General features: G+C 71.0%; 17 protein-coding genes. 13 read left to right on the forward strand and 4 right to left on the reverse strand.

The features are described from left to right. Positions 1 to 5 precede the first annotated feature (5 nt). Positions 6 to 869 carry an alpha/beta fold hydrolase gene (locus tag ACIQTP_RS20975; protein WP_403401714.1) on the forward strand — a complete coding sequence of 288 codons (864 nt, stop codon included), beginning with the start codon at positions 6 to 8 and terminating at the stop codon, positions 867 to 869. Positions 870 to 900: 31 nt separating this feature from the next. Here the strand turns inward: ACIQTP_RS20975 and ACIQTP_RS20980 are convergent, their stop codons facing one another. Both ACIQTP_RS20980 and ACIQTP_RS20985 read right to left on the reverse strand, forming a co-directional pair. Next, positions 901 to 1,107: a DUF5988 family protein gene (locus tag ACIQTP_RS20980; RefSeq protein WP_402045811.1), complete on the reverse strand. Its 207-nt coding sequence runs from the start codon at positions 1,105 to 1,107 to the stop codon at positions 901 to 903. Between the two features lie 482 nt (positions 1,108 to 1,589). Further along, positions 1,590 to 2,552 carry a LysR family transcriptional regulator gene (locus ACIQTP_RS20985; protein WP_403401716.1) on the reverse strand — a complete coding sequence of 321 codons (963 nt, stop codon included), beginning with the start codon at positions 2,550 to 2,552 and terminating at the stop codon, positions 1,590 to 1,592. A 66-nt stretch (positions 2,553 to 2,618) separates the two neighbouring features. Between ACIQTP_RS20985 and ACIQTP_RS20990 the strand changes: the two genes are divergently transcribed. After that, positions 2,619 to 4,061, forward strand: coding sequence for a DHA2 family efflux MFS transporter permease subunit (locus tag ACIQTP_RS20990; protein ID WP_403401718.1), 1,443 nt, complete (start codon positions 2,619 to 2,621; stop codon positions 4,059 to 4,061). Between the two features lie 237 nt (positions 4,062 to 4,298). After that, a complete protein-coding gene (locus ACIQTP_RS20995; RefSeq protein WP_097286358.1) occupies positions 4,299 to 4,427 on the forward strand; it encodes a hypothetical protein in 129 nt (42 codons plus the stop codon). Positions 4,428 to 4,529: 102 nt separating this feature from the next. Here ACIQTP_RS20995 and ACIQTP_RS21000 read toward each other — a convergent pair whose 3' ends face one another. Then, positions 4,530 to 6,098, reverse strand: coding sequence for a purple acid phosphatase family protein (locus tag ACIQTP_RS21000; RefSeq protein WP_403401720.1), 1,569 nt, complete (start codon positions 6,096 to 6,098; stop codon positions 4,530 to 4,532). A gap of 142 nt (positions 6,099 to 6,240) precedes the next feature. Between ACIQTP_RS21000 and ACIQTP_RS21005 the strand changes: the two genes are divergently transcribed. The 5 genes from ACIQTP_RS21005 (at position 6,241) to ACIQTP_RS21025 (ending at position 11,652) form a co-directional block, all read left to right on the forward strand. Continuing rightward, positions 6,241 to 7,284, forward strand: a complete 1,044-nt coding sequence (locus ACIQTP_RS21005; protein WP_402045826.1) for a 3-isopropylmalate dehydrogenase — start codon at positions 6,241 to 6,243, stop codon at positions 7,282 to 7,284. Between the two features lie 297 nt (positions 7,285 to 7,581). Next, entirely contained in the window at positions 7,582 to 8,670 is a 1,089-nt protein-coding gene (locus ACIQTP_RS21010; protein WP_403401722.1) for a branched-chain amino acid aminotransferase, read from the forward strand. Positions 8,671 to 8,892: 222 nt separating this feature from the next. Beyond that, entirely contained in the window at positions 8,893 to 9,963 is a 1,071-nt protein-coding gene (locus ACIQTP_RS21015) for a hypothetical protein (RefSeq protein WP_403401724.1), read from the forward strand. A gap of 101 nt (positions 9,964 to 10,064) precedes the next feature. Beyond that, positions 10,065 to 11,360 (forward strand): KamA family radical SAM protein, encoded by a 1,296-nt coding sequence (locus ACIQTP_RS21020; RefSeq protein ID WP_403401726.1) that lies wholly within the window; start codon positions 10,065 to 10,067, stop codon positions 11,358 to 11,360. 82 nt (positions 11,361 to 11,442) lie between these two features. Beyond that, positions 11,443 to 11,652, forward strand: a complete 210-nt coding sequence (locus ACIQTP_RS21025) for a hypothetical protein (RefSeq protein ID WP_403401728.1) — start codon at positions 11,443 to 11,445, stop codon at positions 11,650 to 11,652. On the opposite strand, the gene ACIQTP_RS21030 is transcribed toward ACIQTP_RS21025, so the two are convergent. Next, a complete protein-coding gene (locus ACIQTP_RS21030) occupies positions 11,630 to 13,075 on the reverse strand; it encodes a cytosine permease (protein WP_403401730.1) in 1,446 nt (481 codons plus the stop codon). The genes ACIQTP_RS21025 and ACIQTP_RS21030 overlap by 23 nt on opposite strands. Positions 13,076 to 13,238: 163 nt before the next feature. Here ACIQTP_RS21030 and ureA point away from each other — a divergent pair, with 163 nt between their 5' ends. The 5 genes from ureA to ACIQTP_RS21055 all read left to right on the forward strand — a co-directional run bounded on the left by ureA (position 13,239) and on the right by ACIQTP_RS21055 (position 18,813). Beyond that, positions 13,239 to 14,009 (forward strand): urease subunit gamma, encoded by a 771-nt coding sequence (ureA, locus tag ACIQTP_RS21035; protein WP_403401732.1) that lies wholly within the window; start codon positions 13,239 to 13,241, stop codon positions 14,007 to 14,009. Next, positions 14,006 to 15,682, forward strand: coding sequence for an urease subunit alpha (locus ACIQTP_RS21040; protein WP_095852443.1), 1,677 nt, complete (start codon positions 14,006 to 14,008; stop codon positions 15,680 to 15,682). The genes ureA and ACIQTP_RS21040 overlap by 4 nt, the downstream gene beginning before the upstream one ends. A gap of 14 nt (positions 15,683 to 15,696) precedes the next feature. Continuing rightward, positions 15,697 to 16,734, forward strand: a complete 1,038-nt coding sequence (locus ACIQTP_RS21045; RefSeq protein WP_403401734.1) for an agmatine/peptidylarginine deiminase — start codon at positions 15,697 to 15,699, stop codon at positions 16,732 to 16,734. A gap of 80 nt (positions 16,735 to 16,814) precedes the next feature. Continuing rightward, a complete protein-coding gene (locus ACIQTP_RS21050) occupies positions 16,815 to 17,351 on the forward strand; it encodes a TetR/AcrR family transcriptional regulator (protein ID WP_403402018.1) in 537 nt (178 codons plus the stop codon). Positions 17,352 to 17,493: 142 nt separating this feature from the next. Further along, positions 17,494 to 18,813: an MFS transporter gene (locus ACIQTP_RS21055; RefSeq protein ID WP_403401736.1), complete on the forward strand. Its 1,320-nt coding sequence runs from the start codon at positions 17,494 to 17,496 to the stop codon at positions 18,811 to 18,813. Positions 18,814 to 18,961: the final 148 nt, after the last annotated feature.

An 18,961-nucleotide genomic window follows, 5' to 3' on the forward strand; every position in this document is an offset into this window, starting at 1 on the left:
TCCCCATGGCCCGGACGCGAAGTGAGACGGTCGAGACCGACGACGGAGTACGTCTGTGGGCGGAGCGGTCGGGTGAAGGCGCCCCGCTCGTGCTGTGCCACGGCGGCCCCGGCCTGTGGGACATGTTCGAGGACGTGGCCGGACCACTGGGGGACGGGGCCGCCGTCCACCGCTGGGACCAGCGCGGTTGCGGACGGTCGGAGCGGTGCGCGGGGCCCTGGACGAGCGAGCGGTTCGTCGCCGACCTGGAGGCCGTACGGCGGCACTTCGGGCTGGAGCGGATGACGCTGCTCGGCCACTCGTGGGGCGCACAGCTGGTGCTGAGCTATGCGCTGGCCCATCCCGAGCGGGTGAGCGCGCTGGTCTATGTGAGCGGTACGGGGATCGGACCCGACGGCGACTGGTTCGACGGCTTCAAGGCGAACCTCGTCGCCCGGCTTGGAGAGCGCCCCGAACGCCTGGCCCGCTGGCGCGAGCTGACGGGCCGTCCGGAGCGCTCCGAGGCGGAGGAGCGGGAGCATGCGGTGCTGCAGTGGTCCGCCGAGTTCGTGGACCGCGAGCGGGACCTGGAGCTTGCCGGGCGGATGGCCGAGCCCTGGTTCGACATCAACACCGAGTGCAACAAGGCCTTCAACGCCGAGCGGAGAACGACCTGGGGCACCCCGGAGCTCTACGCCGCCTGCCGGAAACTCGACCTGCCCGTGGTCGTCGTCGACGGGGCGCTCGACATCCGGCCGCGCTCGGCGGTCGACTCACTGGAAAAGGCGCTGCCCCGGGTACGCCGGGTGATCCTGCCGGAGGCCGGGCACCTGCCGTGGGCCGAGGACCCGAGGGGCTTCAGGGAGGCGGTGACGGCGGCGTTGCCGTGATCCGCCGCCCCTCGCCGCGGCGGACGTGGCGTCACCCGGCGAACTCCGTCCGCTCCCACCACTCGTACACGGGCAGCCTGCCCTCGGGCGTGTCCGCGTGCCGTGGGGTCGCCCTGAAGTGTTCGTATCCACCGCGCAACTCGATCTTCACGTCCGTTCCAGGGGGCGGCCCCGGGACGATCCGCTCGGGCAGATCATCCGGGCCGCCCTCGAGCAGTGCTTTGGTCGTGTCGCTCATGACGTCACCGTTCCCCCTGGCGGAGCCCGATGTCGCATGCCGCGCGGAGGATCAGTCGTGTGGGCGATCCGCCGCCGTGCCGTCGGCGGTCGTCGGGCACGAGCGGCTCCCCCGACCCGCTCGGGGGAAGGGGAGGGGCGGGCCGCCACGGTGGGTCAGTTCTCGCAGGTCGTACGGCCCACCGGCGCGCGAGGACCGCCGAGCGGCCCGGATCACCCGTCAGTAGCCGCCCCAACGCGTCGGCGTGGAAGGCGCCACTTCTCGCGCTCGACGGGATCGGTCGGCGCGCTCGACCGCGTAGTCCGCGTAGTCCTCCTGCGCGGCCCCCGGGACGCCGGGGGGTGGTGAGCGGGCCGGTCGTCAGGATCGGCTCGTCGTTCCAGAGACTCAGCCCGTACGTCGACGAGTCCGCGGCAAGCGTCACGTGGGCGCCCGCGTAGGTGCCGTTGACGTCCGACGGGGGCGTGCTGAGACCGTCGGCCTCACCCGGACGCGTCGACGACGCACCCGACCTCTTCCGCCACCCGCGCCAGCGCCCCCCGCAGCCACCGGTGCGCCGGATCCATGTCGAGCCGTACGTGCCACGCCTGGCCCGACGACATCCTCGGCAGGTCCAGCGGAACCTCCAGCACCACCAGCGGCATCCAGCGCTCCGCCTCCCTCGCGACCTCCGCCGGGACGAGCGCCAGGGCGTCGGTGCGCAGAACGAGGAAGCAGGCCGCCCCGTAGTTGGGGGCGGTGGCCAGGACGTCGCGGCGCAGGCCGAGCCCGGCGAGGTGTTCGTCCACCACGCTGTGCGCCCGGCCGCGCCGTGTCATCGTGATGTGCGGCAGCGCGGCGAACCGCTCCGGCGTCAGCGGCTCGCGCGCGAACTCCGCGCCGGCCCGCGCCACTGCCACCATCCGGTGTTCGTACAGCGTCGAGGCGCGCACATCGTGCGGCAGCGGGTCCGGCAACTCGCCCACGTCCAGATCGACATGGGTACGCAGATCCGCCGGGTCCTCCTCGCCCTCGGGCAGCAGTCGCAGCCGTACGCCGGGTGCCTCGCGGGCCACCAGCTCCAGCAGCGGGGCGCCGAGGGACAGGGCGATCCCGTCGTTGGTGCGGATTCTGAACTCCCTTCGCAGGGAGGAGAGTTCGACATCGGCCGGCGGTCGCAGCGCCGCCACCGCGCCCGCCAGCGCCGTCTGCACCCGCGGCTGCATCTCCCGCGCGCGGGGCGTCAGGGTCAGGCCCCGCCCCGACGGGACGAGGAGCGGGTCGCCGACCACCCGGCGCAGCCGGCCCAGGGTGCGGCTCATCGCCGAGGGGGAGACGTTCACTTCGGCCGCCGCGCCCGCCACGCTGCCCGCGCGCAGCAGGGCGTCGAGGGCGGGCAGGAGGTTCATGTCGGGGAGGGGAGCGGCCAGCCCGGACCCGGACGACGCATGCGCTGAATGCTGCATGAGACGCAAGGCTACGTGAAGGAATCGGACCTTGTGTGCAGCAATGGGTGCCCCGAACCTGGACCCATGACGGATTCTCACCGGCGCGGCACCGCGACCGCGCTCCTCGTGGCGGGCTGCTTCTTCATGGAGATGCTGGACGGCACGATCGTGTCGACCGCGGTCCCGCAGATAGCCCGGGACCTGCACACCGCCCCCACTTCCGTGGGCCTGGTCATCACCGCCTACCTCGTCACCCTCGCCGTTCTCATCCCCCTCTCCGGCTGGCTCACCGCCCGCTTCGGCCCACGCCGGGTCTTCCTCACCGCGATCACGGTCTTCACCCTCGCCTCCCTGGCGTGCGCGTTCGCCCCCAACCTCGGTGTGCTCGTCGGCACCCGTGTGCTGCAGGGCGTCGGCGGCGCCATGATGGTGCCGGTCGGCCGGCTGGTCGTCCTGACCGGCACCGCCAAGCGGGAACTGCCGCGCATGGTCGCGTACATCGTGTGGCCCGGCCTCGTCGCCCCGGTGCTCGCGCCCCTGCTCGGGGGCCTGATCACCACGTACGCCTCCTGGCACTGGATCTTCCTGCTGAACGTGCCCCTCGGCGTGGTCGCCCTGCTCGTCGCGCACCGCCTCATCGCACCGGCCCCGCGGGACGAGACGCCCCCGCTGGACCTCGCCGGCACCCTGCTCACCTGTACCGGTCTCGCCGCCCTGACCTGGACCGCGCACCTGCTCTCCGACCCGACCGGAGGATCTGCCGCGCAGGTGGTGGCGGTCGGCGCGATCGCCGCCGCGGCGCTCACCGCGGCCGTACGGCATCTGCTGCGCACCCCGCACCCGCTGGTCAACCTCCGCACCCTGGACGTCCAGTCCTTCCGCGCGTCGGCGCTCGACGGCTCGCTCTACATGGCGGTCGTCGCCGCCCTCCCCTTTCTCCTCCCGCTGCTCTTCCAGGAGGTGTTCGGCTGGAGCGCGGTGAAGTCGGGCGCCGTGGTGCTGTTCGTCTTCGTCGGGAACATCGGGGTCAAGCCCGCGACGACGTATCTGATCAACCGCTTCGGCTTCCGTCCGCTGCTGATCGTCTCCACGCTCGGGCTCGCGGTCACCACCACGGCCTGCGCGCTGTTCACGCGGGGCACGCCGGTCGCGGTGATCGCGGTCGTCGCGGTGCTCTCCGGTGTCGCCCGTTCGGTCGGCCTCAGCGGCTACGCGACCATCGCCTTCAGCGAGACCCCGCCGGAGCGGCTGCGCGACGCCAACGCCCTCTTCGCGACCTCCCACCAACTGGCCGCGGGGCTCGGCGTGGCCGTCACCGCCGTGGCGCTGCGCGCGGGCGCGGCGCTGACGGACGGGACGCGCTCGGCGTACGCCGTCGCGTTCGTGGTGCTCGGCGTGCTGTGTCTCGTTCCGACGGCGGGCGCCCTGCGGCTGCACCCCGCGGCGGGCGATGCCGCGCGAACTGTTGTCCCAGGTCAGGGCCGTGTGACCCAATCCACCGTCTCAGATAGTAGGAAGTCCGACTAACTGTGGAGACAGATGCTCCTTCCTGACTTAGTTTTGTAGGAGCCGAACGTCTCGCTAGACCAAGCGAATGGCGGTCGTGAGCCGGTGCCCCTGGCAGGCAACCCCTGCGGCACCGCTCCCCGGCCCTGGGGGCCCCGCCCACGCCCTTGAGGCAGTGGGGGAGTCTCGTATCCCTCCCAACCGCACTTCCGGTGGTCCGTTCCGGGCCGCTTTCCGGAGGCAAGGAGTCGATCCATCATGGCCGAGACGACCGTCCGCCGAGTCCGCCACGTGTCCCGCACCAGCGAGTCCGACCGCAAGAACGCGGCCGCCGCCCTCCAGCGCGCCCTCGACCGCAGGGACAACGGCGGCGAGACGGGTCACTGACCCGCCCGCACCACCCCATGCCGGGAGCCGCACCCGCACGGGGTGCGGCGCGGGGTTCACACCCCGCGCCGCACCTCGGAGTGCTGAGCCGCCGCCGTGCGCTCAGCCACCGCGCCGCACCTCGAAGTGGTCGATGCGCCTGCCGCTCTCCGCGAGCGCCGAGACCCTGAGCTGGGGCGCCGGGCCCGCCTCCGCCTCCACCGAGAGGAAGGAGAAGCCGGCGTACCGTACCCGGGACCACTCCACCGTCTCGCGCTGCTGGTCCTGCGACTTGGTCCAGTGGAAGCTGCTCACGGACTCGTGGCGGCCGACGTGCCCCTCGTAGCTGTCCTTCACGCCCGAGGGGAAGCCGTACAGATCCTTGCCGCCGCCGCCCGCGGTGACGTAGACGATCCCGTCCCGCGTCGGATCCGTCGAGCCGCCCACCGGCACCGAACGGCCCACCGCGCCCTTCTTGACGGCGTCCGTCCGCTCGTACACGTGGTTGTGACCGTTGATCACCAGGTCCACCTGGTGCTTGGTGAACAGCGGCAGCCACGCCGCGCGCACCCCGCCGTCGGAGGCGTGCGCGGACGTCGAATAGGCGCAGTGGTGGAAGAAGACCACGACGAAGTCCACCGCCGCCGAGGAGCGCAGCTCGCCCAGCTTCCTGTCCAGCCACTTCGTCTGCTTGCCGCCCGTGTAGCCCTGGTTGGCGGGAATCTCGTACGACACGTCGTTCGCGTCCAGTGCCACGATGCCGACGTTGCCGTACGTGAAGGAGTAGACGCCCGGTGACGTCCGGGGGTCGAAGCCGCTGTCCGGGAGGGAGAAACGGGCCGCCTGGCCGCCGTACCCGTCCGGCGAGTACCAGGCCTCCATGTCGTGGTTGCCGGTCGTCACCATCCACGGCACCGACTTCGCCACCGGCTCCGTCTGCTTCAGGAACAGGTCCCAGTACCCGGGGTCGAACCCGTCCGACTTCTTGCCCTGTCCCGTCCCGTCCGCGTAGCAGATGTCACCCGCGTGGAGATGGAAGGCGGGCTTCTGGCGCAGCAGCACCTTGTCGTTGGCGAGCGCGGCCGAGCTGACGCCCTGGTCGCCGAAGGCGGTGAAGACGAACTTCTCCGGGTGCGCGGGCGCCGTGCGGAAGGAGCCGACGGTCGACCTGTGCGCCGGTGAGCCCGGGTCGAAGCCGTCGTGGCCGACGCCGTAGTAGTACGTCGTGCCGGGCCGCAGACCGTCCAGGGCCGCGTGCACGTAGTACTGCTCCAGTGCCGGCCGTACGCCCGTGACCCCCGGCGTGTGCAGGGCGCGGACCTCGGCCCCGACCTTCCGGCTCAGCTGTCCGGGATGCGTGCCCACCCGCAGATACGGCCTGCGGACCGCGAGCGGCACCTGCCAGGAGACCCGCATCTGGGTCTTCGGGTCGGCGCCGAAGGCGAGATGGCGGCCGAAGGGAGTGACGACGGAACCGTGCACCTGTCCCGTGACGCTCCTGCCCGGGGCGGAGCCGTGCCTCACCGTCCCTGACGGGGAGGAGCAGCCGGCCAGCAGCCCGCCGCCCGCGAACGCGCCCGCCGTCACCAGGGCGCGGCGCCGCGTGAGCCTCGTGCGCAGGTACTCGTACTGCTCCGCCATGCTCATCCGGCTCGCGAGCTGCTGCGGAATGCCGAAGTCGGGAAGGTCCATGACGGTGAACTTCCCAGCAAGTCCCAACGCCCGCCATACGCAGGAGTGAACGCAGGTCGAAGAAACGATTCGCGACACCCCGACGATGTCCGGATGGCGGACACCTCGTGTCATTCCATGGGACACGGAGTACGGTGCCTTCATGTCTCGCAGCATCAATCTCGCAGTGATCCCCGGTGACGGCATCGGCCAGGAGGTCGTGGCCCAGGGGCTGAAGGTGCTCTCCGCCGTCCTTCCGCAGGATGTGAAGCTGGAGACCAAGGAGTTCGACTTCGGGGCCAAGCGCTACCGGGCCACCGGTGAGACCCTCACCGAGGCCGACCTCGATGCCCTCAAGCAGCACGACGCGATCCTGCTCGGCGCGATCGGCGACCCCTCGGTCCCGTCCGGCGTCCTGGAGCGCGGCTTCCTGCTCAAGCTCCGCTTCGCCTTCGACCACCACGTCAACCTGCGTCCGTCGAAGCTCCTTCCGGGTGTCGCCACCCCGCTGGCCGGCCAGCCGGAGATCGACTTCGTCGTGGTCCGCGAGGGCACCGAGGGCCCGTACACGGGCAACGGCGGCACGATCCGCAAGGGCACCGAGCACGAGGTCGCCACCGAGGTCTCCGTCAACACGGCCTTCGGTGTCGAGCGTGTCGTCCGTGACGCCTTCGCCCGCGCGCAGGCCCGCCCGCGCAAGAAGCTGACGCTGGTCCACAAGAACAACGTGCTGACCTTCGCGGGTCACCTCTGGACGAACGTCTTCAACAAGGTGGCCGAGGAGTTCCCCGAGGTCACCACGGACTACATCCACGTGGACGCCGCGACGATCTACCTCGTCACCGACCCGGCGCGCTTCGACGTGATCGTCACCGACAACCTCTTCGGCGACATCATCACCGACCTCGCCGCGGCCGTCTCCGGCGGCATCGGCGTCGCCGCGAGCGGGAACATCAACCCCTCCGGCGAGTTCCCCTCGATGTTCGAGCCCGTGCACGGCTCGGCGCCCGACATCGCGGGCCAGGGCAAGGCCGACCCCAGCGCCACCGTCCTGTCCGTCGCCCTTCTGCTGCGCCACCTCGGCTACGAGGCCGAGGCCGCCCGCATCGAGGACGCCGTCTCGGCCGACCTCGCCGAGCGCGTGGGCAAGCCCGCCCGCAGCACCGAGGAAATCGGCGACGCGCTCGCCGTACGAGTAGCCGGCTGACCCTCCTCCACTGCCTTAAGGGCGTGGGGTGACCCCCACCGCCACTTACCTTCCGTAGGAGCCGCCGGGTCGCGTCCGCACCCGGCGGCTTTCGCCATGCCCTCGCCGGGTGCCACCATCAACAACCCCTGGGCAACCCCCGGGCCATGTTCACCCCGTTTCGTCCAGGGCTTCGCGCGCGCGATAATCGAACGCGGAGCCGCGGGAATGAGGGAATGCTCGGACGTCCTAGTACTGGCCACTGGCAGTGCGGGCGTGAGCGCGGCCCGTCACACACAACCGGTGAAGGACAACCACATGACGACGCCCACGATCGAGCTCAAGCCCTCTTCGCAGCCCCGCTCCGCGGCGGAGCGCGAGGCGATCCTCGCCAACCCCGGGTTCGGCCGCCACTTCACCGATCACATGGTGATGATCAAGTGGACCGAGGGCCGCGGCTGGCACGACGGCCAGCTCGTTCCGTACGGCCCGCTCTCCCTCGACCCCGCGAACATGACCCTGCACTACGCGCAGGAGATCTTCGAGGGACTCAAGGCCTACCGTCAGCCCGACGGCTCCGTCGCCACCTTCCGCCCGGACAAGAACGCCCGGCGCTTCCAGGCCTCCGCCCGTCGGCTCGGCATGCCGGAGCTGCCCGTGGAGACGTTCATCGAGGCCTGTGACGTGCTGGTCCAGCAGGACAGGGACTGGGTCCCCGCCCACGGCGGCGAGGAGTCCCTCTATCTGCGCCCCTTCATGATCGCGACCGAGGTCGGCCTGGGTGTGAAGCCCGCCAACGAGTACCTCTTCCTCGTCATCGCCTCCCCGGCGGGCGCGTACTTCGCGGGTGGTGTGAAGCCGGTGTCGATCTGGCTCTCCGAGGACCGTGTGCGCGCCGTCCCCGGCGGCATGGGCGACGCCAAGACCGGCGGCAACTACGCGGCCTCCCTTCTCGCCCAGGCCGAGGCCGCGGCGAAGGGCTGCGACCAGGTCTGCTACCTCGACGCGGTCGAGCACAAGTGGATCGAGGAGCTCGGCGGTATGAACCTGTACTTCGTGTACGGGGACAAGATCATCACTCCGTCGCTCACCGGCTCCATCCTGGAGGGCGTCACCCGCGACTCGCTCCTCGCCGTCGCCCGCGACCTCGGCCACACCGCCGAGGAGGGCCGTGTCTCCATCGACCAGTGGCAGCGCGACGCGGAGAACGGCACCCTGACGGAGGTCTTCGCCTGCGGCACGGCCGCGGTCATCACCCCCGTCGGCACGGTCAAGCGCACCGGCACGGAGTGGCAGCAGTCCGGCGGTGAGCCCGGCGAGGTCACCCTGAAGCTGCGCGAGGCGCTTCTCGACATCCAGCGCGGCATCAGCGAGGACAAGCACGGCTGGATGCACCCGCTGGGCTAGGACGTTCCTCGCGACCCTCGCGACCCTCGCGACCCTCGCGCCCGTCGGTCCACTGCATCCCACGCCTCCCGCCGGTCCCCCTCTCCCCAACAGGAGTGCGGGGACCGGCGGTTCGTTCGACGCGTAGCGGCTCCGTGACACGGGTATCCACAGTTTCCACAGACTCCACGGGGGGAGTGTGCCGCCCTCCCGTGTGCCCGTACGGCCACCGAGGGAGCGCAGGTGAGCGCAGGGTCGCCGATACCACGACTGCGCCGGCTGCTGCGCACCCTACGCACCCCACGCCGCCCCCAGAGCCTCACGGTCCTCGTCCTGCTCGCCGCCGTCGCAGCCCTCCTCCTCTGGAGCAGCTCGCGGATGGACAACTACGAGGAGAACCTCACCCTCAATCTCGGCACCGACATCGTCGGCGTCGTCGTCACCGTCTTCGTGATCGGCCCGCTGATCAGCCGTGCCCAGGAGGGCCGGGTCCGCGAACACACCCGGCTGGACTACGAGTGGTTCAGCGCCCAGGTCAACGGCGCGACCTCGAACGTGAAGGTCCTCGACACCTTCTCCAACGTGTTCGGCCCGCAGTTCTCCGAGCGTCTCTTCCGCGGCATCAAGGCGGCCACCGGGCACGGCGCCCGCGTGCAGATCCTCCTCCTCGACCCCGACTCCCTCGCGGTCATCCTGCGCGGCCGTGAACTGGGCGAGCAGAGCGCCGACATCCGCCGCGACATCATGCGCAACCTGCGCACGCTGGACCGGTTCGCGCTCCGGCTCGACGAGAACTCCCGCCAGCTCCTCGAAGTACGCCTCTGCTCCACGTCCCCCGGCGTGACCCTCTACCGCTGGGACGAGCGCTCCCTGGTCTCCTTCCTCACCGTCGGGCGCCTCTCCGGCGAAGGTGTCCAGCTCGAAGTCGCCGTCCGCTCCCCGCTCGGCACCTTCGTCGAACAGCGCTTCGACGAGCTGTGGCAGCAGAGCAAGCCGATGGAGCGGTTCACCCGTCTGCCGCTGACCCTGGTCGACGCGACCGACGGCCGCCGGGCGTTCAGCTGTCGCTTCGTCTACGTGGACGACTGCCTGTACGTCGCCGGGCACGACCTCGTGTCGTACATGGCCCGCCACCGCCTCGACCAACTCTCCGCCTACAGCGACGCCTTGACCGCCCCCGGCGCGCACGAGCTGATCGTCGTGGACGACGAGAGCGAGCTGCACGGGCTGCTCATGCAGCACTTCGCGGAGAAGTACGATGCGTCGGCGGCCGCCTTCGTCGAGTTGCGGCCGTCGGTCCTGGTCAGGGAATAGAGGCCCCGGCACACATGAGTTCAGCGCTCCACCCCGCTCAGCCCGCGAGACCCGGCTCCGCGCACCTGAGCCTCCGATCTCCGGACACCAGCTCCAGGTCCTTGCACCCGAGCCCCCGCTTTCGCGCCTTCACGCCCCGTGACCTGGACGGCCTGCTGCGGCGCGTGTCCCTGCCGCCCGCCGGGCGACTCGCCCTGCGGGCGGTGGCGGCCGTCCTGCCGTTCCGTACGAACGCCTACGTGGTCGACGAGTTGATCGACTGGACGGCCGTGCCCGACGACCCGATCTTCCGGCTGACGTTCCCGCAGGCCGAGATGCTGCCCGAGCCCGACCTCAAGCTGATGGCGGAGCTGCTGGCGCGGGACGCCCCGAAGGCCGACGTCCTGCGCGCGGCCCACGAGATCCGGATGAAGCTCAACCCGCATCCCTCCGGCCAGCTGGACGCCAACGTCCCCGTGTACGAGGGGCGGCGCCTCACCGGCCTCCAGCACAAGTACCCGGAAACGGTGCTGATCTTCCCCCGCCAGGGCCAGACCTGCCACGCCTACTGCACGTACTGCTTCCGCTGGCCCCAGTTCGTCGGCGAGTCCGACCTGCGCATCGCCACCGACGACATCGCCACCACATCCGCCTATCTGCGCGCCCACCCGGAGGTCACCAGCGCCCTCGTCACGGGTGGCGACCCGATGGTGATGAGCACCGAGGTGCTGCGCCGCTACGTCGAACCGCTCCTGGAGATCGAGTCGGTCCAGTCGATCCGCATCGGCACCAAGTCGCTCGCCTTCTGGCCGTACCGTTTCCTCACCGACCGTGACGCCGACGACGTGCTGCGCCTGTTCGAGAAGGTCGTCGCGAGCGGGCGCCACCTCGCGCTGATGGCCCACTTCACCCATCCCCAGGAGCTGCGGCCCCCGGTGGTGCGCGAGGCGATGCGCCGGGTGCGTGACACGGGTGCCGTGATCCGCTGCCAGGGGCCGCTGGTCAGGGGCATCAACGACAGTGCCGAGGCATGGGCCGGGCTGTGGAACGAGACGACCGCGTTGGGGGCGGTGCCGTACTACCAGTTCGTGGAGCGGGACACCGGCCCGCAGGGCTACTTCGGGGTGCCGCTCGCCCGCGCTCACCAGATCTTCCGCGACGCCTACGCCCAGGTGTCCGGCCTCGCGCGGACCGTGCGCGGCCCGGTCATGTCGGCCATGCCGGGCAAGGTGTGCGTGGACGGGATCACGGAGGTGGCCGGCGAGAAGGTCTTCGTGCTCCACCTCATCCAGGCCCGCGACCCGGAGCTGGTGGGCCGCCCGTTCTTCGCCGCGTACGACGAGAACGCCACCTGGTTCAGCGACCTGAAGCCCGCTTTCGGCGAGAGCCGGTTCCTACCCGGCCTCGACCCGGTATGACGCCCGCCCGGCGAGAGGACCACGGTCGTCCCGCCGTCCTGCTGACCGACTTGATCCCCTCACCTCCCGGAAGGACGCCGCCGTGAACACCTTGCCGGCCCAGGCCGGAACAACCGTCGCCTGGCTCCTGATCGCCATCCTGTCCTCCCTGGTCGTAGCGCTTGCCGCGGCCCTCCTGAAGGTCCAGGAGGACGAAACCACAGCCACCACTGTCATCACCTCCGCAGCTGTGGCGTTCGCGGGCACCCTGGCCCTGCTCCTGCCGATGTTCAGCACGGTGGGCCTGCTGTAACACCGACCTCCGTTTGGTCGGACTCCGAGCCGGCTGTGTCCGAGGCCGCCCTCGGGCACAGCACCAGGTACACGAGCGCGCCCACCATCCCCGACAGGACGAAGCTGCAGTCCACCCCACCGGTGAGGGACAGCAGCGGTCCCTGGTACGACGGGAGGGAGACGGCGAGGAGGCCGGCGAACGCGCCCAGTGCCCAGGCGACCGTCGCCTGGACGTTCCAGCCGGCGCGGTACCAGTAGATCCCGCCCCGGGAGCGGCGGTTGAAGACCTGGAGGGCGTCCGGGTCGTAGATTCCGCGGCAGCGGGCGAAGCCGATGAGGGTGATCACCGCCCACGGGGTGCCGATGGCGGTCAGGAGAAGGACGAAGGACGTCATCGCGGACTGCGCGTTCCAGGCGTAGTGGCCGACGAAGACACAGACGGTGGCGACGACGGCGACCGTGAGCGTGGCCCGGGCGCGCGAGGCCTTCGGCAGGATCGCGTCCAGGTCCAGGCCCATGGAGTACAGCATCAGGCCCGCGTTGCCGACCGACCCGGCGGAGGCGGCGAGCAGCAGCGGGACCAGGTACCAGGTGGGGGAGGCGGAGACCAGCGGCCCCGCGTAGTCGAGGGCCGCGCGGGCGGCGTACGCCGTGAAGGTGCCGAAGAGCTGCGGGACCAGCAGCCCGGCGATCAGGCCCAGCCAGGTGGCGTGCAGGACCGTACGGGAGGAGTGCCTGGATGGAGAGATGTAGCGCGTGTAGTCGCCGAGCAGGGTGATGAACGCGATCGGTCCGGACAGGCCCGCCGCGACCGCCGCCAGCAGCCAGGTCGGCCAGAAGGAGCCCAGCAGATAGCCGCCGGTCTCCGGAAGCGCGGCGGTGGTGAAGTGCGGCGCGTAGGCGAGCACACCGAGCGCGAGGAGCGCGGTCATGCCGACCGCGAGGACCCGGGACATCGCGAGCAGCACACGGTAGCCGTACACCGCGCCCGCGACGGTGGCGGCGGCGAGGACGGCGTACACGAAGGCGTACGACAGCCCGTTCGCCGGCAGCCCGAACAGGCGGCCGAGCACGCTCACCATCACATCGCCGCCGATCCAGACGGTCAGCGCGGTGTAGCCGAGGGCCAGCAGCAGGCCGACGACCGAGCCGACCAGCCGTCCGCGCACACCGAACTGGGCGCCGGAGGAGGTGGAGAGGTTCGTCGCCGTGCGCAGGGACACCAGCGCGAGCGGCGCGGTGAGCGCCGTGCCGATCACCGTGCCCGCCACGATCGCGCTCACCGACGACCACCAGTCGAGCCCGAAGGAGGGTGGCAGCCAGCCGAAGATGATCACGCCCAGACAGAGGTTCGACCCCAGCAGGATCGAGACGAGGTCGCCCGGCCCGCTGGTCCGTTCCTCGTCGGGGATGGTGTCGACTCCGCGCTGTTCGATCGGCATGGCTGGTCTCCTTCGACGGCCGCCTGAGAGTTAGAGCGACGTTCAATTAGTTAGAACGACGTTCAATGTCTGTGACCAGATTCTGGATGTCAATGTTTCCGTTCCATGAATCTCGCGTTTAGAGTGGTGCTCTAAATCGAGGAAGGCAAGGAGGTGCCCGGACATGAGACTGACCCCCACGGAACGTGACCGGCTGCTGCTCTTCGGGGCCGCCGAGCTGGCCCGTGCCCGCCGGGCCCGGGGCCTCAGGCTGAACGTCCCCGAGGCGACCGCCCTCATCGCGGACACCGTGTGCGAGGCGGCCCGGGACGGGCGCCGGCTCGCCGAAGCGATCGCCGCGGCCCGGGCGGTGCTCGGCCCGGACGACGTCCTGCCGGGCGTCGCCGATGTCGTCACCGAGGTGCATGTCGAGGCCGTCTTCGACGACGGGTCCCGGCTCGCGGTGGTCAGCGACCCCCTCGGGGGCGGACTGGGGGAGCGGGCGCCGGGCGCGCTGCTGCCGGGGCCGGCGCACGCCGAGCCCGCCGCGGTCGTCCGGCTGACGGTCACCAACACCGCGACCGTGCCCGTCTCCGTCACCTCGCACTTCCACTTCTTCGAGACCAACCCGCGGCTCGACTTCCCGCGGGCGGCGGCCTACGGGATGCGGCTCGCAGTCCCCGCCGGGTCCTCCGTGCGCTTCGGACCGGGGGAGAGCATCGAGGTCGGGCTGCTGCCCATCGGCGGTGAGCGGATCGCCATCGGCTTCGCGGGCCTGGTCGACGGGCCGCTGGACGCGCCCGGAGCCAGGGAAGAGGCCCTGCGCAGGGCCGCCGCCTGCGGATACCTCGGGGCCGGGGGCACGGGCACTGAGAATGCCGGGGCCAGCGGGGGCAGCGGGGATGCCGGGGATGCCGGGGGCGTCGGGGAGAACGAGGGAGCCGAGCGGCGATGAATCCTTACGAGTACGCGGCCACCCACGGCCCCCGCGCCGGCGACCGTGTCCGCCTCGGTGACTCCGGACTGACCATCCGCGTCGAGTCCGACGCCCAGCGCTACGGCGACGAGTTCCTCGCCGGCTTCGGCAAGACCGCCCGCGACGGACTGCACCTCAAGGCCGCCGCCGTACGCGAGACCTGCGACGTCGTCATCAGCAACGTGGTGGTGATCGACGCGGCCCAGGGGATCCGCAAGGTCTCCATCGGCATCCGCGAGGGGCGGATCTGCTCGATCGGGCGGGCCGGGAACCCCGACACCCTCGACGGGGTCGACGTGGTCGTCGGTACGGGCACGTCGATCGTCTCGGGCGAGGGGCTGATCGCCACCGCCGGAGCCGTCGACACCCACGTGCACCTGCTGTCACCGCGCATCATGGAGGCCTCGCTCGCCTCCGGCGTCACCACGATCATCGGCCAGGAGTTCGGGCCGGTGTGGGGCGTCGGCGTCAACTCGCCCTGGGCCCTGCGCCACGCCTTCAACGCCTTCGACGCCTGGCCGGTCAACATCGGCTTCCTGGGCCGGGGTTCGTCCTCCGACGCCGCACCCCTCGTCGAGGCCCTGGCCGAGGGCGGCGCGAGCGGTTTCAAGGTCCACGAGGACATGGGCGCCCACACCCGCGCCCTCGACACCGCGCTGCGCGTCGCCGAGGAGCACGACGTCCAGGTCGCCCTGCACAGCGACGGGCTGAACGAATGCCTGTCGGTCGAGGACACCCTGCGCGTCCTCGAAGGCCGGACCATCCACGCCTTCCACATCGAGGGCTGCGGCGGCGGTCACGTGCCGAACGTCCTGAAAATGGCGGGGGTCCCGAACGTCATCGGCTCCTCCACCAACCCCACCCTGCCCTTCGGCCGGGACGCGGTCGCCGAGCACTACGGCATGATCGTCTCCGTCCACGACCTGAAGACCGACCTGCCCGGCGACGCGGCCATGGCCCGCGACCGGATCCGCGCCGGGACCATGGGCGCCGAGGACGTGCTGCACGACCTGGGCGCGATCGGGATCACCTCCTCGGACGCGCAGGGCATGGGACGCGCGGGCGAGACCGTGCGCCGCACCTTCGCGATGGCCGGAAAGATGAAGGCCGAGCGCGGCGCCCCGGCGGACGTGGACCACGACAACGAGCGCGTCCTGCGCTACATGGCCAAGCTCACCATCAACCCCGCCATCGCCCACGGGCTCGCCCACGAGGTCGGCTCCATCGAGGTCGGCAAGCTCGCCGACATCGTCCTGTGGCGCCCGGAGTTCTTCGGCGCCAAGCCGCAGCTCGTCCTCAAGTCCGGCTTCCCGGCGTACGGCGTCGTCGGCGACCCGAACGCCGCCACCGACACCTGCGAACCCCTCGTCCTGGGGCCGCAGTTCGGGGCGCACGGCGCGACGCCCGCCGAGATCTCGGTCGCCTTCGTCGCCCAGGCCGCGCTCGACCAGGGCAACGACCTCATGCCGACGCGCCGACGCCGGGTCGCCGTGCGCGGCACCCGCGGGATCGGGCCCGCCGACCTGCGCCTCAACTCCCGTACGGGATCCGTCGACGTGGACCAGCGCACCGGCCTGGTCACCCTCGACGGCGACCCGCTGCGCTCCGAGCCGGCCGACTCGGTCTCCCTCAACCGTCTCTACTTCCTGTGATGAAGGTGCACGTCATGACTCCTGCCGCCGACGGTTTCCGCATGCCCGCCGAGTGGACCCCGCACGAGCGCACCTGGATGGCGTGGCCGGGCCCCAACCCCACCTTCGACAACCCCGACGACCTCGCCGAGGCGCGCGCGGCCTGGGCGGCGGTGGCGCGCGCGATCCGCCGGTTCGAACCGGTGACGGTCGTGTGCGGGCCGGGCCAGTCGCAGGCGGCCCGGGCGCTGCTCGGCCCGGACATCGACACCGTCGAACGCGAACTCGACGACGCCTGGATGCGTGACATCGGCCCCACCTTCCTCACCAACGGGAACGGCGAACTGGCCGCCGTGGACTGGACGTTCAACGGCTGGGGCGCCCAGGACTGGGCCCGCTGGGAGCACGACGCCAAGATCGGCACGTATGTCTCGGACCTCGCGGGGGCGAAGACGTACGCCTCGAAGCTGGTCAACGAGGGCGGCGCGATCCATGTCGACGGCGAGGGAACCGTGCTCCTGACCGAGACCGTGCAACTCGGCCCCGAGCGCAACCCCGACTGGACGCGCGAGCAGGTGGAGGCGGAGATCCACGCCCACCTCGGCACCCGCAAGGCGATCTGGCTGCCGCGCGGGCTGACCGGCGACTACCCCCCGTACGGCTTCGGCACGCTCGGCCATGTCGACATCGTGGCCGCCTTCGCCCGCCCCGGAGTCGTGGTCGCGCACTCCCAGCCGGACCCTGCGCACCCTGACCACGAGGTGACCAAGGAGGTCACCGGCCTGCTCAAGGCCGCGACCGACGCGCGCGGGCGCCGCCTGGAGATCGTCGAGGTCCAGGCCCCGACGGTCCTGGAGGCCGACGGCCACTGGGCCGACTACTCCTACATCAACCACTACCTCTGCAACGGCGGCGTGGTCCTGTGCGGCTTCGACGACCCGCGCGACGAGCTCGCGGCCGGCATCTTCCGACGGCTCTTCCCCGAGCGGACGGTGACACTGGTGGACGCACGTACGATCTTTGCCGGAGGCGGTGGCATCCACTGCATCACCCAGCAGCAGCCGAGGATCTGAACCAGGAGTCGCACGTGGCAGGGGACAGCACGCCGCGGAGGAAGAACGCGCCTCCGCGCGAGGACGTGCTGGCCGCAGCCATGGACATGATCGCCGAGTGTGGTCTGGAGAAGCTCACCATGGCGGCGCTCGGCCGCGAGGTCGGCATGAGCAGCGGTCACCTCCTCTACTACTTCCACTCCAAGGACGAACTGCTGCTGCAGACCCTGGAGTGGAGCGAGGGGCGGCTCGGCGCCGAGCGCGGCCGGTTGCTCGCCGCGCGGGGCAGCGCCCGTGAGCGGCTCGACGCGTACGTCGACCTGTACGTCCCCGACGGCCACCGCGACCCGCACTGGACGCTCTGGCTGGAGGTCTGGAACCGCTCACAGAACGCCGACGACGACGCCCGCGAGCGGCAGGTCGCCATCGAAGGCGCCTGGCACCGCGACCTGGTCGCGCTGCTCGCCGAGGGTGTCTCGCGCGGCGAGTTCCGGCCGGTCGACCCGGACCGCTGCGCCGCCCGGCTGCGGGCCCTCCTCGACGGCTTCTCCATCCATGTGGCGATCGGACTGCGCGGCACGGACAGAGCACAGATCCTGCGCCACGTAAGGGAGTTTCTGGACGAATCCCTGAGCTGACCGTCACTCGGCCCGCTCGCGCTCACCGGGGCGGCCGTACCGTCCGACGCGGCGTCCGCCGTGAGGGCGAACGTGATGAACGCAATGAACAAAACGTGAGGCGCCCTTGTCGCGGCCGTGATCAGCGGGCACGTTACGGCTCATGGCACTCACGGGACGAGAGCACTGGAAGAAGATCTGGGTCGGCTCGGCGGGCAACATGGTGGAGTGGTTCGACTGGTTCGTGTACGCGAGCTTCGCCACCTACTTCGCCGGAGCCTTCTTCCCCGACGACAACCCCACCGCCCAGCTCATGAACACCGCGGGCATCTTCGCGGTCGGCTTCTTCATGCGCCCGGTCGGCGGCTGGCTGCTCGGCCGGGTCGCCGACCGCAGAGGCCGCAAGACCGCCCTGACGCTGACCGTCACCCTGATGTCGCTGTCGGCGCTCCTCATCGCCTTCGCACCGACCTACGCGGTGGCGGGCTACGGCGGCGCGGTCGTCCTGCTCGTCGCCCGCCTGCTGCAAGGGCTCTCGGTGGGCGGCGAGTACGCGGCCAGCGCCACCTACCTCACCGAGGCCTCCGCCCCCGAGCGGCGCGGCTTCGCCTCCAGCTTCCAGTACGTGTCGATGACCGCGGGCCAGATCCTCGGCCTCGGCCTGCAGATCATCCTCCAGCGCACCCTGTCCGACGACGCGCTGCACAGCTGGGGCTGGCGCATCCCCTTCATCGTGGGCGCGCTCGGCGCCGCCGTCGTCTTCTATCTGCGGCGCACGATGCTGGAGACCGAGGTGTACGAGGAGGCCGCGTCCGGCGAGGAGCGCGGCACGATGCGCGCCCTGTGGCAGCACCGTAGGGAGGCCTTCCTGGTCATCGCGCTCACGATGGGCGGCACGGTCGCCTACTACACGTACACCACCTACCTGACGAAGTACCTCTCCAACTCGGCGGGCCTGCCCAAGGAGACCGCGACCCTCGTCTCCTTCACCGCGCTGATCGTCTTCGCCTGCCTCCAGCCGCTCGCGGGCCGCCTCTCCGACCGCGTCGGCCGTCGCCCGCTGCTCATCACCTTCGCGGTGGGCTCGACGTTCCTGACGGTTCCGATCATGACGATGCTGCGGCACGCGGGCAGCTTCTGGCCCGCCCTCGGCCTGGCCCTGCTGGCCCTGGTGGTGGTCACCGGCTACACCTCCATCAACGCCTGTGTGAAGGCGGAGCTGTTCCCGACCGGCATCCGCGCCCTGGGCGTCGCGCTCCCGTACGCCATCGCCAACGCCCTCTTCGGCGGTACGGCCGAATACGTCGCCCTGTGGTTCAAGGACGCGGGCATCGAGTCCGGTTTCTCCTGGTACGTGGCAGGCTGCGCGGCGGTGTCGCTGGTGGTCTACGTCACCATGCGGGAGACCCGCGACCTGGACCTCAACCGGGCCGGCCCCGGCCAGGAACCCTCCTCGGAGCCCAAGGCGCGGCTCGCATCCTGAGACAACCCGTGAGCGCGGGGGCGGTATGTGCCAGACTGCCCCCGTGCTCTCGTTCGCCATGATTATTGGCAGCAGGCGCGCCGGTCCGCAGTGACCGCCACGTACCACCACGTACGGGCGGACATCGTCGTCCTCGACCCGCGCGCAG

Source organism: Streptomyces sp. NPDC090798 (assembly GCF_044768965.1).
Taxonomy (GTDB): Bacteria; Actinomycetota; Actinomycetes; order Streptomycetales; family Streptomycetaceae; genus Streptomyces.